Source organism: Streptomyces sp. NPDC094147 (genome assembly GCF_044764265.1).
Lineage (GTDB): Bacteria > Actinomycetota > Actinomycetes > Streptomycetales > Streptomycetaceae > Streptomyces.
The window spans coordinates 52,188-71,629 of record NZ_JBIWHT010000029.1 but is presented as its reverse complement, the minus strand read 5'-3'; the positions used below and the strand labels follow the sequence as shown (position 1 = coordinate 71,629).

At 72.2% G+C, this 19,442-nt stretch carries 23 protein-coding genes; 17 read left to right on the top strand and 6 right to left on the bottom strand.

Going from position 1 to position 19,442, the window contains the following annotated elements:
* Positions 1-223: 223 nt before the first annotated feature.
* Complete coding sequence (locus tag ACIQ8J_RS29875) at positions 224-859, top strand: RNA polymerase sigma factor (protein ID WP_403276868.1); 636 nt, start codon at positions 224-226, stop codon at positions 857-859.
* A 203-nt stretch (positions 860-1,062) separates the two neighbouring features.
* Positions 1,063-1,422 carry a hypothetical protein gene (locus ACIQ8J_RS29870; RefSeq protein ID WP_403276867.1) on the top strand — a complete coding sequence of 120 codons (360 nt, stop codon included), beginning with the start codon at positions 1,063-1,065 and terminating at the stop codon, positions 1,420-1,422.
* Positions 1,423-1,597: 175 nt separating this feature from the next.
* Here ACIQ8J_RS29870 and ACIQ8J_RS29865 read toward each other — a convergent pair whose 3' ends face one another.
* The 3 genes from ACIQ8J_RS29865 to fabG form a co-directional block, all read right to left on the bottom strand.
* A complete protein-coding gene (locus ACIQ8J_RS29865; RefSeq protein WP_403276865.1) occupies positions 1,598-1,738 on the bottom strand; it encodes a hypothetical protein in 141 nt (46 codons plus the stop codon).
* Positions 1,739-1,838: 100 nt separating this feature from the next.
* Complete coding sequence (locus ACIQ8J_RS29860; protein WP_403276864.1) at positions 1,839-2,588, bottom strand: 4'-phosphopantetheinyl transferase family protein; 750 nt, start codon at positions 2,586-2,588, stop codon at positions 1,839-1,841.
* A complete protein-coding gene (fabG, locus tag ACIQ8J_RS29855) occupies positions 2,585-3,331 on the bottom strand; it encodes a 3-oxoacyl-[acyl-carrier-protein] reductase (protein WP_403276861.1) in 747 nt (248 codons plus the stop codon). Before fabG ends, ACIQ8J_RS29860 begins: the two co-directional genes overlap by 4 nt.
* A 147-nt stretch (positions 3,332-3,478) precedes the next feature.
* On the opposite strand from fabG, the gene ACIQ8J_RS29850 reads away from it, so the two are divergent.
* Entirely contained in the window at positions 3,479-4,024 is a 546-nt protein-coding gene (locus ACIQ8J_RS29850; protein ID WP_403276859.1) for a hypothetical protein, read from the top strand.
* A gap of 137 nt (positions 4,025-4,161) precedes the next feature.
* Here ACIQ8J_RS29850 and ACIQ8J_RS29845 read toward each other — a convergent pair whose 3' ends face one another.
* The 3 genes from ACIQ8J_RS29845 to ACIQ8J_RS29835 form a co-directional block, all read right to left on the bottom strand.
* Positions 4,162-5,595, bottom strand: a complete 1,434-nt coding sequence (locus ACIQ8J_RS29845) for a DHA2 family efflux MFS transporter permease subunit (RefSeq protein ID WP_403276857.1) — start codon at positions 5,593-5,595, stop codon at positions 4,162-4,164.
* A 34-nt stretch (positions 5,596-5,629) separates the two neighbouring features.
* On the bottom strand, positions 5,630-6,118 hold the full coding sequence (locus tag ACIQ8J_RS29840) for an ester cyclase (RefSeq protein ID WP_403276856.1): 489 nt from the start codon (positions 6,116-6,118) through the stop codon (positions 5,630-5,632).
* Positions 6,119-6,195: 77 nt separating this feature from the next.
* Positions 6,196-7,227: a ketoacyl-ACP synthase III family protein gene (locus ACIQ8J_RS29835; protein WP_403276855.1), complete on the bottom strand. Its 1,032-nt coding sequence runs from the start codon at positions 7,225-7,227 to the stop codon at positions 6,196-6,198.
* Between the two features lie 293 nt (positions 7,228-7,520).
* Here ACIQ8J_RS29835 and fdxA point away from each other — a divergent pair, with 293 nt between their 5' ends.
* The 14 genes from fdxA (at position 7,521) to ACIQ8J_RS29765 (ending at position 19,345) form a co-directional block, all read left to right on the top strand.
* Complete coding sequence (gene fdxA / locus ACIQ8J_RS29830; RefSeq protein WP_403276853.1) at positions 7,521-7,823, top strand: ferredoxin; 303 nt, start codon at positions 7,521-7,523, stop codon at positions 7,821-7,823.
* 71 nt (positions 7,824-7,894) lie between these two features.
* Entirely contained in the window at positions 7,895-8,428 is a 534-nt protein-coding gene (locus ACIQ8J_RS29825) for an ester cyclase (RefSeq protein WP_403276852.1), read from the top strand.
* On the top strand, positions 8,425-10,002 hold the full coding sequence (locus ACIQ8J_RS29820; RefSeq protein WP_403276850.1) for an acyl-CoA carboxylase subunit beta: 1,578 nt from the start codon (positions 8,425-8,427) through the stop codon (positions 10,000-10,002). Before ACIQ8J_RS29825 ends, ACIQ8J_RS29820 begins: the two co-directional genes overlap by 4 nt.
* 42 nt (positions 10,003-10,044) lie before the next feature.
* A complete protein-coding gene (locus ACIQ8J_RS29815; protein WP_403276849.1) occupies positions 10,045-10,218 on the top strand; it encodes a hypothetical protein in 174 nt (57 codons plus the stop codon).
* 42 nt (positions 10,219-10,260) lie between these two features.
* Positions 10,261-10,452 (top strand): acyl-CoA carboxylase subunit epsilon, encoded by a 192-nt coding sequence (locus ACIQ8J_RS29810; RefSeq protein WP_403276848.1) that lies wholly within the window; start codon positions 10,261-10,263, stop codon positions 10,450-10,452.
* Between the two features lie 45 nt (positions 10,453-10,497).
* Positions 10,498-11,184 carry a hypothetical protein gene (locus tag ACIQ8J_RS29805; RefSeq protein ID WP_403276846.1) on the top strand — a complete coding sequence of 229 codons (687 nt, stop codon included), beginning with the start codon at positions 10,498-10,500 and terminating at the stop codon, positions 11,182-11,184.
* Positions 11,171-12,877 (top strand): GH3 auxin-responsive promoter family protein, encoded by a 1,707-nt coding sequence (locus tag ACIQ8J_RS29800; protein WP_403276845.1) that lies wholly within the window; start codon positions 11,171-11,173, stop codon positions 12,875-12,877. The genes ACIQ8J_RS29805 and ACIQ8J_RS29800 overlap by 14 nt, the downstream gene beginning before the upstream one ends.
* 1 nt (position 12,878) lies before the next feature.
* Positions 12,879-13,736: an SAM-dependent methyltransferase gene (locus tag ACIQ8J_RS29795; protein WP_403608000.1), complete on the top strand. Its 858-nt coding sequence runs from the start codon at positions 12,879-12,881 to the stop codon at positions 13,734-13,736.
* Positions 13,737-13,738: 2 nt separating this feature from the next.
* Entirely contained in the window at positions 13,739-15,184 is a 1,446-nt protein-coding gene (locus ACIQ8J_RS29790) for an NAD(P)/FAD-dependent oxidoreductase (protein ID WP_403276843.1), read from the top strand.
* Entirely contained in the window at positions 15,181-16,350 is a 1,170-nt protein-coding gene (locus ACIQ8J_RS29785; protein WP_403276841.1) for a hypothetical protein, read from the top strand. Before ACIQ8J_RS29790 ends, ACIQ8J_RS29785 begins: the two co-directional genes overlap by 4 nt.
* Positions 16,347-17,087, top strand: a complete 741-nt coding sequence (locus ACIQ8J_RS29780) for a DUF6182 family protein (protein ID WP_403276840.1) — start codon at positions 16,347-16,349, stop codon at positions 17,085-17,087. Before ACIQ8J_RS29785 ends, ACIQ8J_RS29780 begins: the two co-directional genes overlap by 4 nt.
* Entirely contained in the window at positions 17,080-17,718 is a 639-nt protein-coding gene (locus ACIQ8J_RS29775; RefSeq protein ID WP_403276839.1) for a LysR substrate-binding domain-containing protein, read from the top strand. The genes ACIQ8J_RS29780 and ACIQ8J_RS29775 overlap by 8 nt, the downstream gene beginning before the upstream one ends.
* Positions 17,715-18,476 (top strand): alpha/beta fold hydrolase, encoded by a 762-nt coding sequence (locus ACIQ8J_RS29770; RefSeq protein WP_403276838.1) that lies wholly within the window; start codon positions 17,715-17,717, stop codon positions 18,474-18,476. The genes ACIQ8J_RS29775 and ACIQ8J_RS29770 overlap by 4 nt, the downstream gene beginning before the upstream one ends.
* Positions 18,470-19,345: a class I SAM-dependent methyltransferase gene (locus ACIQ8J_RS29765; RefSeq protein ID WP_403276836.1), complete on the top strand. Its 876-nt coding sequence runs from the start codon at positions 18,470-18,472 to the stop codon at positions 19,343-19,345. The genes ACIQ8J_RS29770 and ACIQ8J_RS29765 overlap by 7 nt, the downstream gene beginning before the upstream one ends.
* The last annotated feature ends 97 nt before the right edge of the window (positions 19,346-19,442 follow it).

The window sequence follows — 19,442 nt, the reverse complement described above, 5'->3', positions numbered from 1 at the left end:
CATGCTGGAGGACTACCGGCGCCTTACGCGGCGTGCGCGGGCGGTGGTGGAAGAGCTGTTCTACGGGGCGCACCTGTAGCGTGCGGCGGGGTCGCGGGGGGGGGGGGCCCCCCCCCCCCCCCCCCCCCCCCCCCCCCCCCCCCCCCCCCCCCGAAACCCTGCCCGAAGAAACCGAAGTGACCCAACCACGAGAGACAACCACTCCAGGAAGGAGGCGAGCCCCATGACGTCCCCGGCGCAGGCGCTCACATGCGCCAAGGAGACGGATGCCGTCGCGGACACCGCGACCCTGGTACGTCGATGCCTCGAGGGTGCGCAGCCCGCCTGGCGGGCCCTGGTCGAGCGCTACTCCCCGCTGGTGTGGAAGATCGCCCGGTCCCACCGTCTCGGCAACCAGGACTGTGAAGAGGTGTACCAGCTCACCTGGCTGAGGGCATATCAGCACCTGGCCAAGGTGCGCGAGCCGCACCGCTTCGCGGACTGGCTGACGACCTGCGCCCGCCGTGAGAGCCTCAAGCAACTGGCCCGCGAGGGCCGGTACCTCCCGATCGGGGACAGCGCCAAGTTCGAACGCCAGTCGACCGAGGCTGGCGACGCCCCCGATCACCACGTGCTCCGTCATGAACGCCGCGCCGAGGTCCTCACCGCGCTGCGTCGGCTGCCGTCCCGCGACCAGGCCCTGCTGGCCCTGATCAGCGCGGACCCGGCCCCCGGCTACGACGAGATCAGTCGCACGCTGGGCGTCGCCCGCGGCTCCGTGGGACCACTCCGAGGCCGGGCACTGCGCCGCCTGGCGGAGGAACTCGCCTCGCTGCGTGCGGCTCGCCCCGGCGGCGAGGAGCAAGAGCCTGTGTCTTAACCCCGCCTGGGTCCGCGGCGTCTGGCACGCACTCCCCCAAGGTCTTAAGGACCAGGGGGCCCATGCCGCGTTGCCGAAACGCCCTGGTAGCTCCTCCCCCAAGGTCTTGAAGACCAAAGGGGACCCCCATCGAGGACGCTCCGGCGCCCCGCTCCTGCCCCTGGGCCGGGTCACCGCGGACTTCGCCCGCGGCCAGGACGTTCATGTCCGCCGCTTCCGCGAAGACCATCGGCCCTCCTACGGCGTGGCCGTGCCCACGTCTCAGCAGGTCCACGGCCCGCATCGACCGCCTCATCGGCCGGGCCCCGACCGAAGCCCGGCAGTGGCGGTCCGCAGATAGGGGCCCGAAGGGCGGGTGTCCCAGTGACCGGGCCGCAGCCCGCTCGCCCGCCGCGTTCGCCGTGTCCGGGTTCGACGGTGACGAACCCACCCGGCAGCGCCCGATGCCGGCCCGCCGGGGCCTCGCCGAGCCCGACGAGACCGGCCACTGCCTCGCCGGCGCACACTCGGCAGTCGGCGGCCGGGTGTGCGCCGCCATGCTGCGGACCGCGACCGGGCAATGACGCGATCCCACTGGCGTCGGCGCCACCAGGCGCGCGCCCGCCGGGCGTCAGCTCACCCTCCTGGGGCCGGAGCCGCGGAGGCCTTCGCGCGGCTGTACCCGTGTCACCGGCGCGACCTCGCCGTCGTGTGCGCCGTGCGGCGCCCAGGGTTGCACCCCCGGCCGTGCATCTCGACCTACTCCTCCACACACCCTCCGTCGGCGGACCACCGCTCGGTGCCCGGGGCCGGCCAGGAGGCGACCTCATGGACCAGCGCGGCCGGAGGCTCGTCCGCCGGGGCCTCGCGCAGCCATGTCACCAACGTCTTCTCGTCCATGGAACTGCCTCCTTCGCCACGGCGGGCCGGTACGGTGCGGGCCATATCCGCACCGTACCGGCCCGCTTCCTTGTTCGGGTTCGAAGTCCTGGTTCGAACTTCACGCGAGCGCACGAATCAGCGGCAGCACTCGGCCGCGCAGCCGTGGCCGATCGCCCGGGTACGCGGCCGCGGCGACGAAACCGGTGGGGACGTTCACATCCACCAGGCGCCAGCCGCCGTCCCCTTCGGACACCGCGCCCGGCCTCCCCGGGCGGGCCCCGAGGCCCACCCGGACCCCGTCGACACCGTGCGCGATACCGACGCCGATCCCCTTGAGATAGGCCTCCTTTCGCACCCAGCAGCGCAGGAACGCGGAGGCCCGCTCGCCCGGCGGCAGCGCCGCCAGATCGGTCTGCTCCTCGGGGTGCAGATAGCCGGCCAGCCGGTCCTCCGCGCCCGCCCGGAGCGGTGCGGTCTCCAGGTCGATGCCCACCGGCCGGGGCGCGAACGCGTACAGCACGCCCTGGCCGGAGTGCGACATGGAGAAGTGCAGCGCACCGTCCTCCGCATAGGGCTTGCCGTGTGCGCCGCCGCAATGGCCGCAGGCGGCCCGGTGCAGGGCGACGCGTGCCGGAGCGGCGCCCAGGTAGTGCGAGAGCAACAGGCGCAGCCCGGCATGGGCCGAGATGAACCGGTGCCGCCGCTCGGGCTGGCGCAGCCGTGCGGCCCGCTGTGTCTGCAGCGGGTCCAGCAGAGCCTGCGCCCACTCGGTGGTGCGCCGGTCGGCCTCGGCGTCCTGTCGGGGAGGTACGGCCATCCACCACACGTCGAGGCCGTCCGGCGGCAGCCGGCCCGTGGCCGGCCTCACAGGGCGACGCCGCCGTCCACCTGAAACACCTGCCCGGTGATGTAGGCGGCCTGCTCGGACACCAGGAACGCGGTCAGGTCCGCCACATCTTCGGCGGTGCCGAAGCGGCGCATCGGCACCATGCCCAGGGCCTCCTTGCGGGCGCGGTCGGACAACTGGTCCGTCATGTCGGTGTCGATGAAGCCGGGCGCCACGACGTTGACGCGGATGCCATAGCGGGCCGTCTCCTTGGCGAAGGTGCGGCTCATGCCGTGCACACCCGCCTTGGAGGCCGCGTAGTTGGCCTGCGTCGCATGCCCGTACACGCCGGCCACGGACGAGATGTTGACGACCGTGCCGGTGCGCCGTTTCAGCATGGGAAAGCCCACCGCCCGGCAGAAGTTGAAGGTGCCGGTCAGGTTGGTGTCGATGACGCTGTGCCAGTCCGCCACCGGCATCATCACCAGGGCGTTGTCCTTGACGATCCCGGCCGAGTTGACGAGTGCCCGCACGGGGCCGAGTTCTTCCTCGACGCGCTTGACGAAGGTATTCACCGACTCGTGGTCGGCAACGTCGCAGGCGTCGAAGAGGTACCGGGCGCCCTGGCCGAGGATCAGGTCGGCGGTCTCCCGCGCGGCCGCCGACTCGCTGCGCGCGCAGAACCCGATGTCGTAGCCCTCGGCTGCGAGTCGTACGGCGACGGCGCGCCCTATGCCGCGGCTGCCGCCGGTGACGATCGCCACCCGGCGTATCGGATCGGTCATGTCTGCTCTCCTCGCTCGATTTCGTTCCAACACCCCTACAGATCCGGTCCCGTGGGTGCTGGATACCTCCGCCGGGCCTTGTACCTGCCGTGGAACTGCGGCGATCTGTAGCGGGGCCAGGGCAGGACCGTCACCAAGGAGGAGACGATGGACGACGTGTGGCACCGCCGGCTTGAGGAGAGCACCGGGGCCGGGCAGGCACGGCGCGACGGGGAGCGGACGGGGGAGGGGGACGGCGGGGCCGAGGTGTGGGATCGCTGGATCGACCTGTGGAACGGTGACTTCACCGCGGCCGCGGATCTGATCGGCGAGGAACTGCACACTCGCCTGCCGACTGCGGGCATGCCCGATGGCGCGACGATCAGGGACGGGGCCGCGCTCGCTTCGTGGATCGTCTCGTTCCGGACGACTTTCCGCGAAGCGCGGTTCACTACCGTGCTGGGGCCGTTCGCCGTGCGGGACGCCGACGGAGGCCGGTACCTGACCGGCCGCTGGTGCTGCGAGGCGAAGTGGGACGGCGGCGCCCGCCCGCCGGGCGTCCGGGCCGAGCCCGGGGCGCCGGTGCGCTACAGCGGCACGGATGTGCTCCGCCTCGACGACGAGGGCAGGATCGACGGGTACTGGCTCTCCGACGACCTCCTGGACGTCTACGCCCAGCTCCGGGTCCAGCTGCCCGGCAGTCAACTGCTGTAGCGGGCAGGCCTGTTGTCCCGTCCTGGCTGTGCCGGTCGGGTAGCCGGAGCCCGTTGCCCTACCGCCACACCGAGCCCTCCTCGGCAACGCACCGGGGCCCCGCACCTGGAAGGTGCGGAGCCCCGGTGCGTGCGAGGTCAGCCCGCCTTGGCGGGCCGTGCGGGACGGTCGGGGCGGAGGAACAGTGCCGCCAGCGAGGTGGCGGCCGCCGCTGCTGCAGTGAACCACCACCCGGCGCGGAAGGCGTCCAGCGCCGCCGTGCCGCCGCCCGGGGTGCCGATGATGGCGATCAGCACGGACACGCCGAGGACGAAGCCGACCTGGCGCACCATGTTGTTCAGCCCCGAGCCGGTCGCCACCGAGGCCGGCGGCAGTTCGCGTGCGCTCGCGCCCATCAGCGGTGCCAGCGACAGCCCCATGCCGATCCGGGTCAGCAGTACACCGGGCAGCATCCCCCACACGTAGTCCGGGTGCACGGTGACCGCCAGCGCCCACCAGCCGGCGCCGATCGCGATGACCCCGGAGCCGAGCGCCACGGACCACACCTGGCCCACGCGTGCCGCCAGCTTGCCGGAGAGGGCCGACAGGAACGGCAGCAGCAGGTTCCCCGGCGCCATGGCGAGACCGGTCGCCAGGGCTGACCAGCCCCAGATGTCCTGGCACCACAGCGACACCGAGAGCACCGTGGCCGCGAAGCTCACGTAGTACAGGGCGGAGGCCACATTGGCGATCGAGAAGTCGCGGATGCGCAGCAGCGCCAGATCGACCACCGGGCTCGCATGCCGCGCCGAGCGCCGCAGCAGCACTGCGGTCAGCACCACCGCGCCGACCAGGCTGCCCACCACACGCGCCGAGCCCCAACCCCAGGCCGGGGCCTGCACGATGCCGAGCGACAGCAGACCGATGGCCACGGCGAGCAGCACGGATCCCAGCAGGTCGGGCATCGCCGGCCGTTCCTTGGACGTTGCGCCGGTGCCGAGTACCTTCACGCCGAGGATCAGGGCGAGCACGCCGATGGGCAGGTTGACGATGAAGATCCAGGGCCAGGAGACGTTGACCAGTACGCCGCCGACAAGGGGCCCGGAGGCCGCGGCCGTGCCGGCGGCCGTCGCCCACACCCGCATCGCCGCGGCGCGCTGCCCCGGCCCGTACGTCACCATCAGCAGCCCCATCGAGGTGGGGCCCAGTGCCGCCGCGCCCACTGACTGCAGGACGCGCGCGGCGATCAGGAAGGTCAGCGACGGCGCGATCGCGCACAGCCCGGAGGCCAGCGTGAACAGTGCGAGCCCGGCGAGGAAGACGCTCTTCATGCCGTACCGGTCGGCGAACCGTCCGGCGGGAATGAGCAGGGCGGCGAAGACGATCGCGTAGCCGTTGAGTACCCACGACAGGCTGGCCGCCGTGGCGCCCGCGAAGTCCGCGCTGATGGCGGGGAAGGCCACATTGACGATGGTCAGATCGAGTGTGGAGATGAGGATGCCGGCCGAGATCACACCGGCGGCCAGTGTCCTGCGCCGGTCCGGGCGGACCGGGGCGGCCACCGGGGGGGTGTCCACCTGTGCAGTGGTCATGATGTGCCTTTCAGAGGGGAGTTGCCGGTGATGGTCAGGACGGGATCAGACCCAGCTGGGTCAGCAGGCCCAAGGTGTCCGCGACGGTCCAGTACTCGGTGAACCGGCCGTTCTCGACGCGCAGGATGTTGATGCCGACGTGTTCGGTGCGGGTGCCCAGCGCCGCGGTGGCACCGGGCGCGCCCCCGCGGTGCACGGCGGTGGCCCGGTAGCGGCCCGCCACCAGGTCGCCGTCGACGATGGGTCCGGGCTCGTCGGTGAAGCGCAGCTCGGCGAGGGCGGACCGGGTTCCGGCGATCCAGGCGGTGAGTCCGTCCCGGTCGGTGATCGAGGCAGTGTCGGCGGTCGCCATCCGGTCGGCGAGGCTGGTGGCGTGGACGGTGAAGTCGTCGGCGATCACCTCGTGGGCGCGGGAGAGGTCCAACTCCCCGTTCCACAGGGCGTTCCAGGCGTGCCACAGGTCACGGACGCCCTCGGGGTCCGTGGTCGTCGTGGCCGTGGTGGTGCTCGGGTGCGTAGTCATGACGTCCTCAAGGGGCAGGAAGCGAAGGGTTCGACGGGCGGGCGGCGGGGGTTCTGTCGCGGTGCGGCCGCGACACCTCAACAGGCCTCGGGGCGTTGCACGACGGTGCAGGACCAGGTGAAGCCGCCGCCGCCGCTGAGGCTGAGCGCGAACTCGCCCGGTGCGAGCAGCTGTTGCTGCCGCAGGTCGGCGATGTTGGCTATGGCGTCACCGCCGCCGAGATGCCCGGTGCGCTCGCCCAGTCGCAGCACCTCGGCCTTGAGCACGTCCTCCATCACCGGCCGGTAGAGCAGCCCGAGGGTCTTGGGACCAAGCCGGGACAGCAGGGCGCACCGGATGCGCGGGTCGTCCGGGTAGAGCTGGGCGTCCTCCAGGGCGCCCAGCAGGGCTTCGCGTACTTTCGGCGGGCCTATCTCCGCGAAGCGGGCCATCCCGCCCGCGGCCAGGAAGGCCTTCTTGGTGCGCCGTGCGTCTATGGGCGTGGAGTGTGTGAGCGGGGCGTCCGCGAACTCGTCGTCGCCCCGGTACATGTACTCCAGCTCCGGTGCGGCGACGACACGGCTCGCCACCAGGCGCAGCCCGGGACCCGACCGCGTGAGCAGCAGGGCGGTCCCGGCGTCGCCGAACACCGCGTCGTAGTCGCTGCGCCAGCGGTCGAAGCCGGGCAGGCTCAGCCGGTCCCCGGTGGTCACCAGGGCGGTGCGCACCGAGGGGTCGCCCGCCATCTGGACGGCGGCCGTGTGCAGCGCCATGGCCCCGACGTGGCACATCTGCTGGAGTCCGACCGGGACGGCGCGGTCGGCACCGACCTGATCGGCGACGAAGTGCGCCGGTGACCAGAAGTCGTGGCCCTGGAAGTGGATCCAGCCGTGGATCAGCAGATCGATGTCGTGCGCGGGGACGCCCGCCTCGGCGAGGACGATCCGCGCGGCACGCACCGCGAGCTGAGGCCCGGCGGCGTCCGTCGACACGGGGACCTCCACGGCCCCGCACGCGGCGGCATCGGCCGCACCGACCTCCTTGGCACGTACGGCATCGGCCGCAGTGCGGCGCGTGGGCGGCAGCCACGCGTGCGCCGACCTTATGGTCAGGTCCGATCCGAAACGCATGCCCGTCCTCCTGTGGGTCCTCTGTTGCGCTGCACACGAACAGAGCGGGGGACCTCACACCCGCGTACAGGCATCACAGGTGACCTGCGTCACATGCGGGGGGTGTGATGCGCCGGGCACAGGGGGGCTGTATCTGCCGGGGCGTGCCGGCGGTCTGTGGAGTCATGGCAGTCCACCACAGGGCTGCGGTGCCGACGGACGGAGCCAACGATGCACCTCACCTGCCGCCGCCCCGTCCCCGGCGGGACCCGCCCCGCCGGGGCGGCCCACCCGAGGCCACCACGGAGCCGTCAGTGACCTACGTCATCGCCCAACCCTGCACCGATGTGAAAGACAAGTCCTGCATCGAGGAGTGCCCGGTCGACTGCATCTACGAGGGCCGGCGCGCCCTGTACATCCACCCCGACGAATGCGTCGACTGCGGCGCCTGCGAGCCGGTGTGCCCCGTGGAGGCGATCTTCCACGAGGACGACACCCCCGAGCAGTGGGCCCAGTACCGCGCGGCGAACGCCGCGTTCTTCGCCGGCCTCGGTTCACCCGGCGGCGCCTCACCGCTCGGCCCGATCGACCGCGACCACCCCATGACCGTCGGCTGAGCGCCGCGGTCCCGCGAGACGACATCCAGCCGGTCCTGCAGGCGAACCGACCGGCACAACGGGAGGACCTCATGACAGACGTACGACTCGATACGCGACTGAACCCGAACCCGAACCCGACCCCGACCCCGGAACAGCGTCAATGGCTGGCGGCGCAGGACCACCTCGCGCTGTGGCAGCGGTGGATGGACATGTGGAACGGCGACCGGGCGGCGGCGGACGACATCCTGGCCCCCAGCCTGCGCGTGCACCTGCCCGAAGTGGGGATGCCGCCGGCGGACAGCATTCGCACGCCGCGTCAGTTCACGGACTGGATAGCCCTGTTCCGCGGTTCCTACCGGGGCGATGCGCGGATCGCCACCACGCTCGGCCCGTTCGCCGCAGACGGCCATCTCATCGGCCGCTGGATCTTCCGCGGCGTCTGGGAAGGGGGCCGCCCGCAGGGGGCGAGCGCCCCGCCCGGCACCCCGATCACCCTGCGCGGCGCCGACATCCTGCGCGTGGACGAGTCCGGCCGCATCGCCGAGTACTGGCTCTCCGACGATCTCCTTGACGTGTACTCCCAGTTGGGCGCCGACATCCCGGCCGGAGGACCGGCTCGATGACCGCGGTCCAGGACATTCCGCTCGCCACCGTGCGCGGCGGCGTCGCCGAGCTGCACGCGCTGCGCGAGCTGGCGGCGGCCGGACCCAGCGCGCAGGCCACCCGGGCGCAGCACGACAAGGGCAAGCTGACCGCCCGCGAGCGTATCGAAATCCTGCTGGACGAGGGCTCGTTCACCGAGGTGGAGCCGCTGCGCCGGCACCGGGCCACCGGCTTCGGCCTCGAGCACAAGAAGCCCTACACCGATGGCGTCATCACCGGCTGGGGGACCGTGCACGGCCGCATGGTCTTCGTGTACGCGCACGACTTCCGCATCTTCGGCGGCGCCCTGGGCGAGGCGCACGCCCAGAAGATCCACAAGATCATGGACATGGCGATCACGGCGGGCGCCCCCCTGGTGTCCCTCAACGACGGCGCCGGCGCCCGCATCCAGGAAGGCGTGACGGCGCTCGCTGGCTACGGCGGCATCTTCCGCCGCAACACCAGGGCGTCCGGGGTGATCCCGCAGATCAGCGTGATGCTCGGCCCGTGCGCCGGTGGCGCCGCGTACAGCCCGGCCCTCACCGACTTCGTGTTCATGGTCCGCGAGACCTCGCAGATGTTCATCACCGGACCCGACGTGGTCAAGGCGGTCACCGGCGAGGAGATCAGCCAGAACGGCCTCGGCGGCGCGGACGTGCACGCGCAGACCAGTGGCGTCGCCCATTTCGCGTACGACGACGAACACACCTGCCTGGAGGAGGTGCGCTTCCTGCTGTCGCTGCTGCCGCAGAACAACCAGGAAGCCCCGCCCGCCGAGTACTGCGGCGACCCGGCGGACCGCCGCTGCGACGAACTGCTCGACCTGGTGCCGGCCGACGGCAACCGCCCCTACGACATGCGTGCCGTCATCGGTGAGATCGCCGACGACGGCCAGTTCATGGAGGTCCACGAACGCTGGGCGACCAACATCATCTGCGCGCTGACCCGCCTCGACGGCCACACCGTGGGCGTGGTGGCGAACCAGCCGCAGTCCGTCGCCGGCGTCCTGGACATCCACGCCTCGGAGAAGGCCGCCAGGTTCGTCCGGCTGTGCGACGCCTTCAACATCCCCCTGGTCACCCTCATCGACGTGCCGGGCTTCCTGCCGGGCGTGGACCAGGAGCACGGCGGCATCATCCGCCACGGGGCCAAGCTCCTGTACGCGTACTGCGACGCGACGGTGCCCCGGATCTCCCTGGTGCTCCGCAAGGCGTACGGCGGTGCGTACATCGTGATGGACTCCCGCAGCGTCGGCGCGGACCTCGCCTTCGCCTGGCCGTCCAACGAGATCGCGGTGATGGGCGCGGAGGGCGCCGCCAACGTGATCTTCCGGCGGCAGATAGCCGCCGCGGACGACCCGGAGGCCACGCGGGCCGACCTGGTCAAGAAGTACCGCGACGAGCTGATGCATCCCTACTACGCCGCCGAACGCGGCCTGGTCGACGACGTGATCGACCCCGCGGCGACCCGCGACGTACTGATCCGCTCCCTGCGCATGCTGCGCGCCAAGCCGGCCGACCGCCCCGACCGCAAGCACGGGAACCCACCGCAGTGATCGTCCGGCGCCCAGGCCCCTCACAGAAACGGGAGACGAGCCGTGAGCACGCTCAACCACGATCTGCGTACCGCCCCGCACCCCGACCGCGACACCCTGGCCGCCTTCCTGCGCGGCACCGCCCGAATCCTCGCGCACCCAGCCATCCGTGACGTCCCCGAGCGCGACCACGCGGACGACGAGGAGTACCCCCACATCGTACGGAGCGTCAACTGACGCACAGCGCCGGGCAGTTGCCCGCAGGAAAGGAGCTAGGCCATGACCCGCTCGCCGATCCGCGTCGTCAAGGGAGCCCCCACCCACGACGAACTCGCTGCCCTGACCGCCGTCCTGATGGCCCAGCACACAACCCGCACGGCGTCCGACGAGGAGCCACACCCGGCCGGACCGCACCGAAGACATGCGCGGCGCCACCGGCCGTCGTACCGCAGCCCGGCCGGCTGGCGCTGACCGCCAGACCGGCCTCACCTCAAGGAAAAGGAAGGGGCGCAGCACATGGCCGCCCGGCACCGCACGAACCCCTGTCCGCAGCACCATCCGTACGACGTCGAGGCGCCACCGTTCTGTGTGCTCCTCGGCCCCGACTACGCGGGAAAGTCATCCGCCCTCGCCCGCCTGCTTGCCGAGGCACCGCAGTGGCGCCCCGTCTCCGTCGACGACGGGCAGCTGGCTCCCGAGCACGCCCTGATCGGCCGGCTGCGCCGGGCCGTGGTCAACGACGTGGCGGCCCGGGCCGGCGCCTGGTCCCCGGAGTTCTTCGGCACGCTCCTGCAAACCGCCGTCCTGCAGCTGCGCGACCAGCTCCTGTCCGGCGCCCCGGGGCAGCCCGCGGTCGTCGACTCCTACTACTACAAGCTGCTGGCCAAGTGCCGCCTCGCCGGGGTTCCCGAGCACCCCATGCTCACGTGGTGGCGGTCCTTCCCCAAGCCGCGCCGGGTCATCTACCTCGACGTGTCACCGCACACCGCGTGGCGGCGCAGCCACGACGGCGCCGACCTCAACGTCCTCGAGCACTACGGCCCGCACCCCGACTGGGACGGCTTCCGGCGCTACCAGGAGGACCTGGCCAAGCTCATGCGGGACGAGATCCGGGACCTGCCGGTCTCGGTGATAGAGGAACAGAGCACCCCGGCACGCACCGCGGCGGCGATCCAGGAGGTGCTCGCCCATGAGTTCCGCTGAGGACTGGACGAACCCGGACCGCCTGCGCCGCCATCGCCGGCGCGTCCTCGGCGAACGCCACACGTTGCGGGCCTCCTTCGCCGACGCGGCCGGCCACCAGCGACGCGTACTGGACGACCTGCTCACCTTCAACGCCGCTACGCAGTACGGCCGGAAGCACGGCTTCGACCGCATCCGCACCCTCGACGACTACCGCAAGGCCGTCCCGATCCAGACGTACACGGATCTCGAACCGTGGATCGAGCGCGCCGCGGCCGGCGAGCGCGGTGTCCTGAGCGCCGACCAGCCGAAGGTGTTCTTCACCAGCAGCGGCAGCACCGGCGCCCACAAGAAGATCCCGGTGACGCCCCGCTTCATGCGCACCACGTTCTTTCCCTTCTACTACGCGGCCTGGGCGCCCCTGATCGAGCACTTTCCGGACGTCCTGAACACCCCCGGATCGGTCCTCAACCTCAAGCACGGCCCGCCGGCCGCCCCGCCCACCACGGCCTCCGGCCGTCCCCATGTCGGCGCCAGCCAGGTCGACTTCGGCACCCAGTTCGGCGAGCCGCTGTCCGCCGAGCCCGGCACCGGCGCGCCATGGGCCACGCTGCCCGTGCCCGCGACGGACGGGGAGCACCTGCGCAAGATGTACCTGCGGCTGCGCCTCGCCACGGAGGCCGACGTCCGCTGCGTCATCGGGATCAACCCGGCAATGGTCGCGGCCCTGCCGTACCAGCTCGACCTGTGGTGGCCCCGCATCGTCAAGGACCTGCGGGACGGCACCCTCGACGGGCGGCCGCACGGAGCCCCCAATCCGGCGCGGGCGGCCGAGCTGGAGCACATCGCCGAACGGTTCGGCACGGTGCGCCCGGCCCACGTCTGGCCCCACATGCGCGCCCTGTTCTGCTGGACCACCGGGCTCGCCTCGCTCTATCTGCCGCGCCTGCGCGAGGACTTCGGCGCCGGCGTCACGGCCCTGTCCGCCCCCGTGGCCGCCTCCGAAGGACCGGTGGGCGTGGCCCTGGACCGCCATCCGACCGCGGGCAGCCTGGTGGTCACCGCGTCGGTCTTCGAGTTCGCCGACGCGGACGACGACCTCGGCCCGGACACCGCCACACTGGGCCCCCACGAACTCGAAGCGGAACGCGACTACCACGTCGTCTTCAGCCACGTCGGCGGCCTCTACCGCTACGCGGTCGGCGACGTCGTACGCGTCGTCGACCACGCCCACGGCGTGCCCCGCCTCGCCTACGCGGGCCGCGCCACCCGCTCCGACCACGCGGGGGAGCGGCTGCGCGAGGCCCAGGTGATCAGGGCACTGCGCTCGGCCCTGGACGCCACCGGGCTGGAGGTGCGCAACGCGGCCTGCCGGCCCGTCGTGCCCGAAGGACGTCCCGCCACCTACGAGTTCGCCGTCGCCTGCCCCACGCCTTGGAGCAACGACGAGGCCACCGCCTTCCTCGCCCACCTCGACCGGGCCCTGCGCGGCCAGTCGGCCGACTATCGCACGGCCCGTGCCCAGGGGCGCCTCGCCGCTCCCTGGCTGGTCCGCCTCGACGCGGACGCCTTCCTGCGGGACTGGCACGACCGGGTCGCCACCGGCATCCGCCCCACCCAGGTCAAGGACCGCCTGTTCTGGCAGGACGCCGGGGAGTGGGCCCGACTGACCGGCCGTACCCGGCAACGCCCCGTCGAGGGAAGGACCGACTGACATGAGCGCCACGCTGGATGCCGTCGAGCGCACGGCACTGCTCACCGCGGCGCTGCGCGCCACCGAGAGCCGCCGCCCGGACCGGCTGTACGACGACCCGTATGCCGCCGCGCTGGCCGACGGCATCGGCCCCGAACTGCTCGCCGAGATCCACGCAGCCACCTTCCCGCCCGGCCGGGAGCGCACGCTGCCCAGCACCCCCGACTACAACGCGATCCGGACCCGGTTCTTCGACGACTACCTGCAACAGGCCGCCCGGGATCCACAGACCACCCAGATCGTCCTCGCACCGGCCGGCATGGACTCGCGCGCCTACCGTCTCGACTGGCCCGACCGGCTGCGCTGGTTCGAGATCGACCGCCCGGCCGTCCTGGCCCACAAGGAGCGACGCCTGGCCGCCGTCACGCCCCGGGCCGACCGCCGCACGGTCGCGGTGGACCTCACCGCGCCCGACTGGGAGGACGCCCTCCAGGCCGCAGGCTACGACCCGAACGTTCCCTCGACCTGGCTGCTCGAAGGGCTGCTCTACTACATCCCCGAGGCCGACACCCACCGCATCCTGCGGCGGGTGGCCGCGATTTCCGCCCCCGGCAGCCGGATCGCCGCCGACATCGTCAACGCCGCCGCGCTGACCCGGCCGGACATGCGGGCACTGCTCGACGTGTTCGCGGGATGGGGCTGCCCCTGGCTGTTCAGCACGGACGAGCCCGAGGCCCTCTTCGATGCCCACGGCTACGATGTGCGCGCGGCCCAACCCGGCGAAACGGGCGCCGACTTCGGGCGCTGGCCCGACACGGTGCCGCCGCGCGACCGCGCCGACGAACGCCGGGTGTTCTTCGTGCACGGACGGCGGCGCTGACCATGCCCACCGCAATCGTCGCGGGCGGCAGCATCGCCGGACTCGCCTGCGCCCTCGCCCTGTTCCGTACCGGATACCGCGTCCTGGTGCTCGAACGCGCGGCGCCCCCGCCCGACGGCCCGCTCGCGCGGGCCGCGGCCCGCTGGCAGCGCCCGACCGTGCCCCAAGGCGTGCACTCGCACACCCTGACCAGCCTCGGCGTGCGCGTCCTGCGTGAGCGGGCACCCGGGCTCCTGGCCGCGGCCCGCGCGGCGGGTGCGCCGGTCCTGGACATGACCGCAGCGCTGCCGGCGGACGCCACCGACAGCGCCCGGGAGCCGGCCGACGACGAGCTCGTCGCCCTGGGCTGCCGCCGAGCCACCCTGGAACTCCTGCTCCACCGCCACCTCCGCGCGCTGCCCGGCGTGACCATCCGGCACGACACCGTCGTCGCGGGCCTCGAACTCGACCCCGACCGACGCCGGGTGCGCGCCGCCGTCACGCACACCGGCGACCGGATCCGCGCCGACCTCGTCATCGACGCCACCGGACGCCGGGCCCTGTCCCGGACCTGGCTGGACGACGCCGGCATCCCCCGCACCCCCGACCGCACCAGCCCCTCGGGACTCGTAAGTCACACCCGTCACTACCGCCTGAAGGCGCGTGAGCTGCCCACGCCGCTCAACCGCGGTAACAGCGTGGGCGGCATCTGGGACCACTACGCGGGCGTGCTGCACCCCGGCGATCACAACACGTTCGCCATCGCCCTGGGCACGCTCCCCGGCGACCGGGCGCTGTCCGCGCTGTGCACCCCGGCCGGCTTCACCGCGGCCGCTGCCGCGACGCCGGGGCTCGCCCCCTGGCTGGCACCGGAGGCCAGCGAGCCGATCACGCCGGTCCACGTGATCACCAGCCCGCCCAACGCCCTGTACGGCACGGCGAGCCCCCGACAGGAGCACCCCGTCGCCGGTCTCTTCCCCGTCGGCGACGCGGCCTGCGTCACCAACCCGCTGTTCGGCCGGGGCATGTCCCTCGCCCTCGAACACGCCTTCCGGCTCGCCGACGTCCTGGCCGAAAACCCCGCCGTCGACCTGACCCAGCGCCATGCCGTGGCCCGTGCGACCCAAGGGCTCCTCCTTCCCTGGTACGAGCAGTCCGTGGCCAGCGACCGGATCCTCATGGCCCGCTGGCGGGCCGCCCGCGACGGAAGGCCGCAGCCGCCGCGCACACCGTCCGACGCGGCCTCGCCCACCGTCGAGCAGATCGCGGCGGCGGCCCAGGGCGACGGAGCCGTATGGCGAGCCCTCACCCGCATGCTCATGACCCTGACCACCCCCGCCGAACTCCTCGACGACGACAAGCTCCGCGCCCGCGTCCACCAGGCCCCCGCCCCGTGCGGGTCGCCCCGGCCACCGGGCCGCGACGCGTTCGTACGCGGCGTCACGGCAGCGAAGGAGAAGCACGCATGACCGCCCCCACCCTGGAGGCCCCCAGCCGGCTCACGCGACCGGCGGTCACCGGCACCGCCCGTCCCCGCGTCCTGCTCGCACCGATCACGGTGACCCCGTCCAAACCCCTGACCCCCAGCCATCTGAAGGGGCTGCTGTGGACCGATGCGATGTACCGCGCCACCCGCCCCCTGGCCGAAGTCACCTACCGCTACAGCCACACCACCTACCACCCCACCGAACAGACCCTGGGATTTTGGGAGTTCCTCGACCGCACTCGAGGCGACACCGACTACGGAGACCTGTCCGAGGACCACATCGGCGAGCTCTACGCCACCTTCCGCACGGCGGCCGAGCGTCCCCCGGCCCAGGCGCTGCGGCCCTACGCCGACGCGGTCGAGACCGGCTGGGTGCACCCGGCCGGCACTCGCATCCTGGAGCTGTGGTCCGAGCACTACGCGCGCCTCGGCCTGCACGAACCGGGCCTGCGCAGCCACCAGCCGCCAGGACTGGGCCTCGAAGAGATGATCGGCAGGCTCACCAGCCTGACCATGTGCCTGGACCAACGGGAGGTCGGCGGCCCCGTCTACCTGGACCTCACCCGGTACGGCATGCCGCTCAGACAACTGGTGACCGCGGACGGCCGCCCCAACTACCTGGCCTGCGCACTGCGCGAACTCATGCATCTCGCACCGGACTTCGACGAGATCGTCCTCCTGTACGACACCGAGCTCGACCCCGACTACCAGCAGCTCGCCCGGGTCCTGGGCGCACTCGGCCCCCTCGTGCGCCGCGTCACCGTGGGCCGCGTGCCGATCGACGGCCGCATCCGTTCGGCACGCCATGGCACCCGGCCCGACCTCGGCGCCGGTGCCCTCCTGGACGCCGCCCTCACCGGCCACGACGCACCCGCCGTACGCCTGGGTATGAGGCTGTACTTCATCGCCGCCCTCGGCCCGGGCCACCAGCAGTCCTTCCGCCCCGACCTGCTGCGCCAGTGCTTCACCCGCGCCGAGCGGCTGCTCGCCGCAGCACCCCGCGGGCCGTCCCCGGACGAGCTGGCGCACCAGCTGGCACGTCACCGCAAGAACCATCTGTACGTCGACCCGTACCGGCTGACAACGAGCCTGCTCGGCAAACGCCGTGCCGCACCCGCCCGCGACCTCCTGACGGCGGTCTCCCCATGACACCGACCGAGCAACGCCTGCACGACGAGGCGGCCCGACGCCTGCGCACGGCCCGCCCCGACCTCGCCACCCGGCACGACCTCGCCACGCTCGACGGCCTGATGGCCGCGCAGTCCGACATCGCGGGCCAGGACCCGATGGACGGCACGCTGGCCGTCGTGATCCTCAAGCGGTTCGACCTCGCCGCATGGGTCCGCGCCACCTGTGAATACGCCCTGAGCCTCGGCGCCGACCGGGCACGCGCCTGGCGGGCGTCCTTCACCCGGACCGTCTTCCTGGCGGGCAACCCGGCCCACCTGACCGGCCGCTTCTGCTTCGCCCACGTCGCCGAAGACCTCTCGGCCGCATGGACCGAACCCGGCCCGGCCGCGGAAACGGCGGCCCTGCGCAGGCTGCTGAAGCTCTTCGACGGCCCCGCCCGCATCCCGGCACACGCGGACATGCCCATCGAGATCCCCGGCGCCCCCTCGTCACCCCGCGCGCACATGCACCGCGACCTGTACCTCGCCACCGCCCAGTGCAGCGTCTCGGACGCTCTCGTGCACCTCAACCACGTACTGGCCGAGGCCGTGCTGGACGGCCTGATCGGTCCCGGTTGCGTCCTCACTCTGCGCCAGGTGCCCCGCCTCCTCGGGGTGCCCGCACCCCTGGAGAGCGTGCGCGTCGTCACCGAACACCGGCCCACCACACGGCTGAAAGCAGCCGCCGCCCTGACCGAGGAGGTCACCGGTGCCTGACACGACCCTGCCCCGCACACCCGCCGGTACGATCCGCGTCGGCTATCACGGCTCCACCGAGGTGACGTCCCACATCGTCGCCATGGCCGGCCACGACACCACCACCACACTCCTGCGCCAGTACGACATCGCCGACCCCTTCCGGGAACTGCGCGCCGGTGAATTCGACCTGATCGTCGTCAAGTTCGGTCTCGACGAACCGGACCTTGCCACCAGTAAGCCCCTTGCCCACGATGCCCGCGCCGCGGTCATGAGCGCCTCCCATCCACTGGCCCACCGTGAATCCGTCTCCATCGAGGAACTCGCCGACCACGACGCCTTCGACCGGCCCGGTGAGATGCCCGCCTACGTCTGGGACGAGGTCGTGCCCGCGCACACTCCCGCGGGCCGTCCCATCCACCGCCGCCACCGGGTGACCACCGTCCCCGACATGATGCGCCTGGTGGCCGGCGGCGACGCCGTCCACATCTCGCTCATCTCCCTGGCCGACATCGCACCCCCCGGTATCCGCGTGGTGCCTATCCACGACCTGCCGACGGCCCCGGTCTCCCTGGCCTGGCTCCACACCGCCGAACAGCCCGCCGTGGTAGGGAACTTCATCAGCACGGCCGAAGCGGCGGCCGCCCCATGACCCGCGGCACGAAAGTCCCCTTCGTGCTCCTGCACGCCCTGTCCCTGAACTCAGCGATGTGGCAAGAACAGGAGCACGCCCTGACCGACTCCGGCCACCCGGTCATCCCCTTCGACCAACGCGGCTTCGGCGGCACACCACTCGGCCGGGCGCACCCCTCGCTCGACGTCGTCGCCGACGACCTCGCCGAGGCCCTCACCGCCCGCGGCACGGACCGCGCCATCCTCGTCGGATCGTCCATGGGCGCGTACGTCGCCATGGCCTTCGTACGCCGTCATCCGGACCGCACCGCAGGCCTGGCACTGCTGTCCGCGCGCGTCACCGCCGACGCCCCCCAGGCCCGCGCACAGCGCCTGAGGTTCGCCGAGCTCGTCCAGGACGACGCCGTGCGCGAGACGGTCCTGAAACAGACCACACCACAGCTCGTGGGCGCGACGACCCGGAACAAGCACCCCCAGGTCCTGGCCCGGGTGCTGGCCGACGCGCACCGGTCCGACCCCGCAGCCCTGGCCTGGGCGCAGCAGGCGATCGCGGACCGCCCCGACTCCACAGCGACTCTGCGCAGCCTCGACGCACCCGCCGTGGTGATCGCCGGAGACGAGGACGAACTGGTCACCGCGGCGGAGTCCCGTCACACGGCGGACACCCTGCCCGACGGGCAACTGATCACCATCGAAGGCGCCGGCCATCTGCAACCGCTGGAAGCACCGCAAGCGGTCACCGACGCCCTGCGCGCACTGGGAGCCCACGCATGCTGACCGAAGCCCGCCAGACCTGGGGCCACGCCTCCTCCACGGGCCAGGGATTCACCCACCACACCATCGTCGACGCCCACTTCAAAGCATGCGAGACGCCCTACCATGACCTGCTCGACCAGGCGGGCATCCGGCCCGGCGCACACGTCCTGGACGCGGGCTGCGGGCCCGGCGACTTCCTGCCCCACATCGCCGCAGGCATCGGCCCCCACGGCAGGATCACCGCCGTCGACCTGGCACCGGACAACGCGGCCCTGGCCGCCCGGCGCGCCCGCGCCTGGCGACTGCCCTGCCCCGTGGACGTCCACCAGGCAGACCTGCGCGACCTGCCGCACCCGGACGACAGCTTCGACGTCGCCTGGTGCGCCAACACCACCCAGTATCTGAACGATGACGAACTCGCCGCCGTACTGGCCGAATTGACCCGAGTAGTACGTCCCGGAGGCATCGTCGCGGTCAAGGACCTGGACGCACACCTGATCACTGCACGTCCCGGCGACCCCTACCTGTTCACCGACTTCTTCCGCACCGCGGCCCAGACCCCCGGCTACGCACGCCAACTCCTGCGCTCCGGCGACCTGTACCGCCATCTCAGGCGGGCCGGGCTGACCCGGGTGCGGCAGCAGACCGTCCTCATCGAACACCACGCCCCACTGAGCCCCGCCGTACGCGACTTCTACACGAAGGCCTGCGCAGACCTCGCCACCCAGGCCCTCGGCCTAGGCCTGAGCACCGGCTGGCACCACTACCTCAACCCCGACTCCCCGGGGCACCCGCTCGACGACCCCGACGGATACATCAGGGAAGGCAACGTCCTGGCGGTGGGCACAGTGCCGCCGCCCCTCAACACCCACGAAAACAAACCCGCTTGAGGCCTGATGATCTTCGGGTTTTTGTCGGTGGTGGTTCGGCATGGTGATGTCAGTGTGGTGGTTACGTACCGTCATACGAACTGTCCACCGGTTCGGG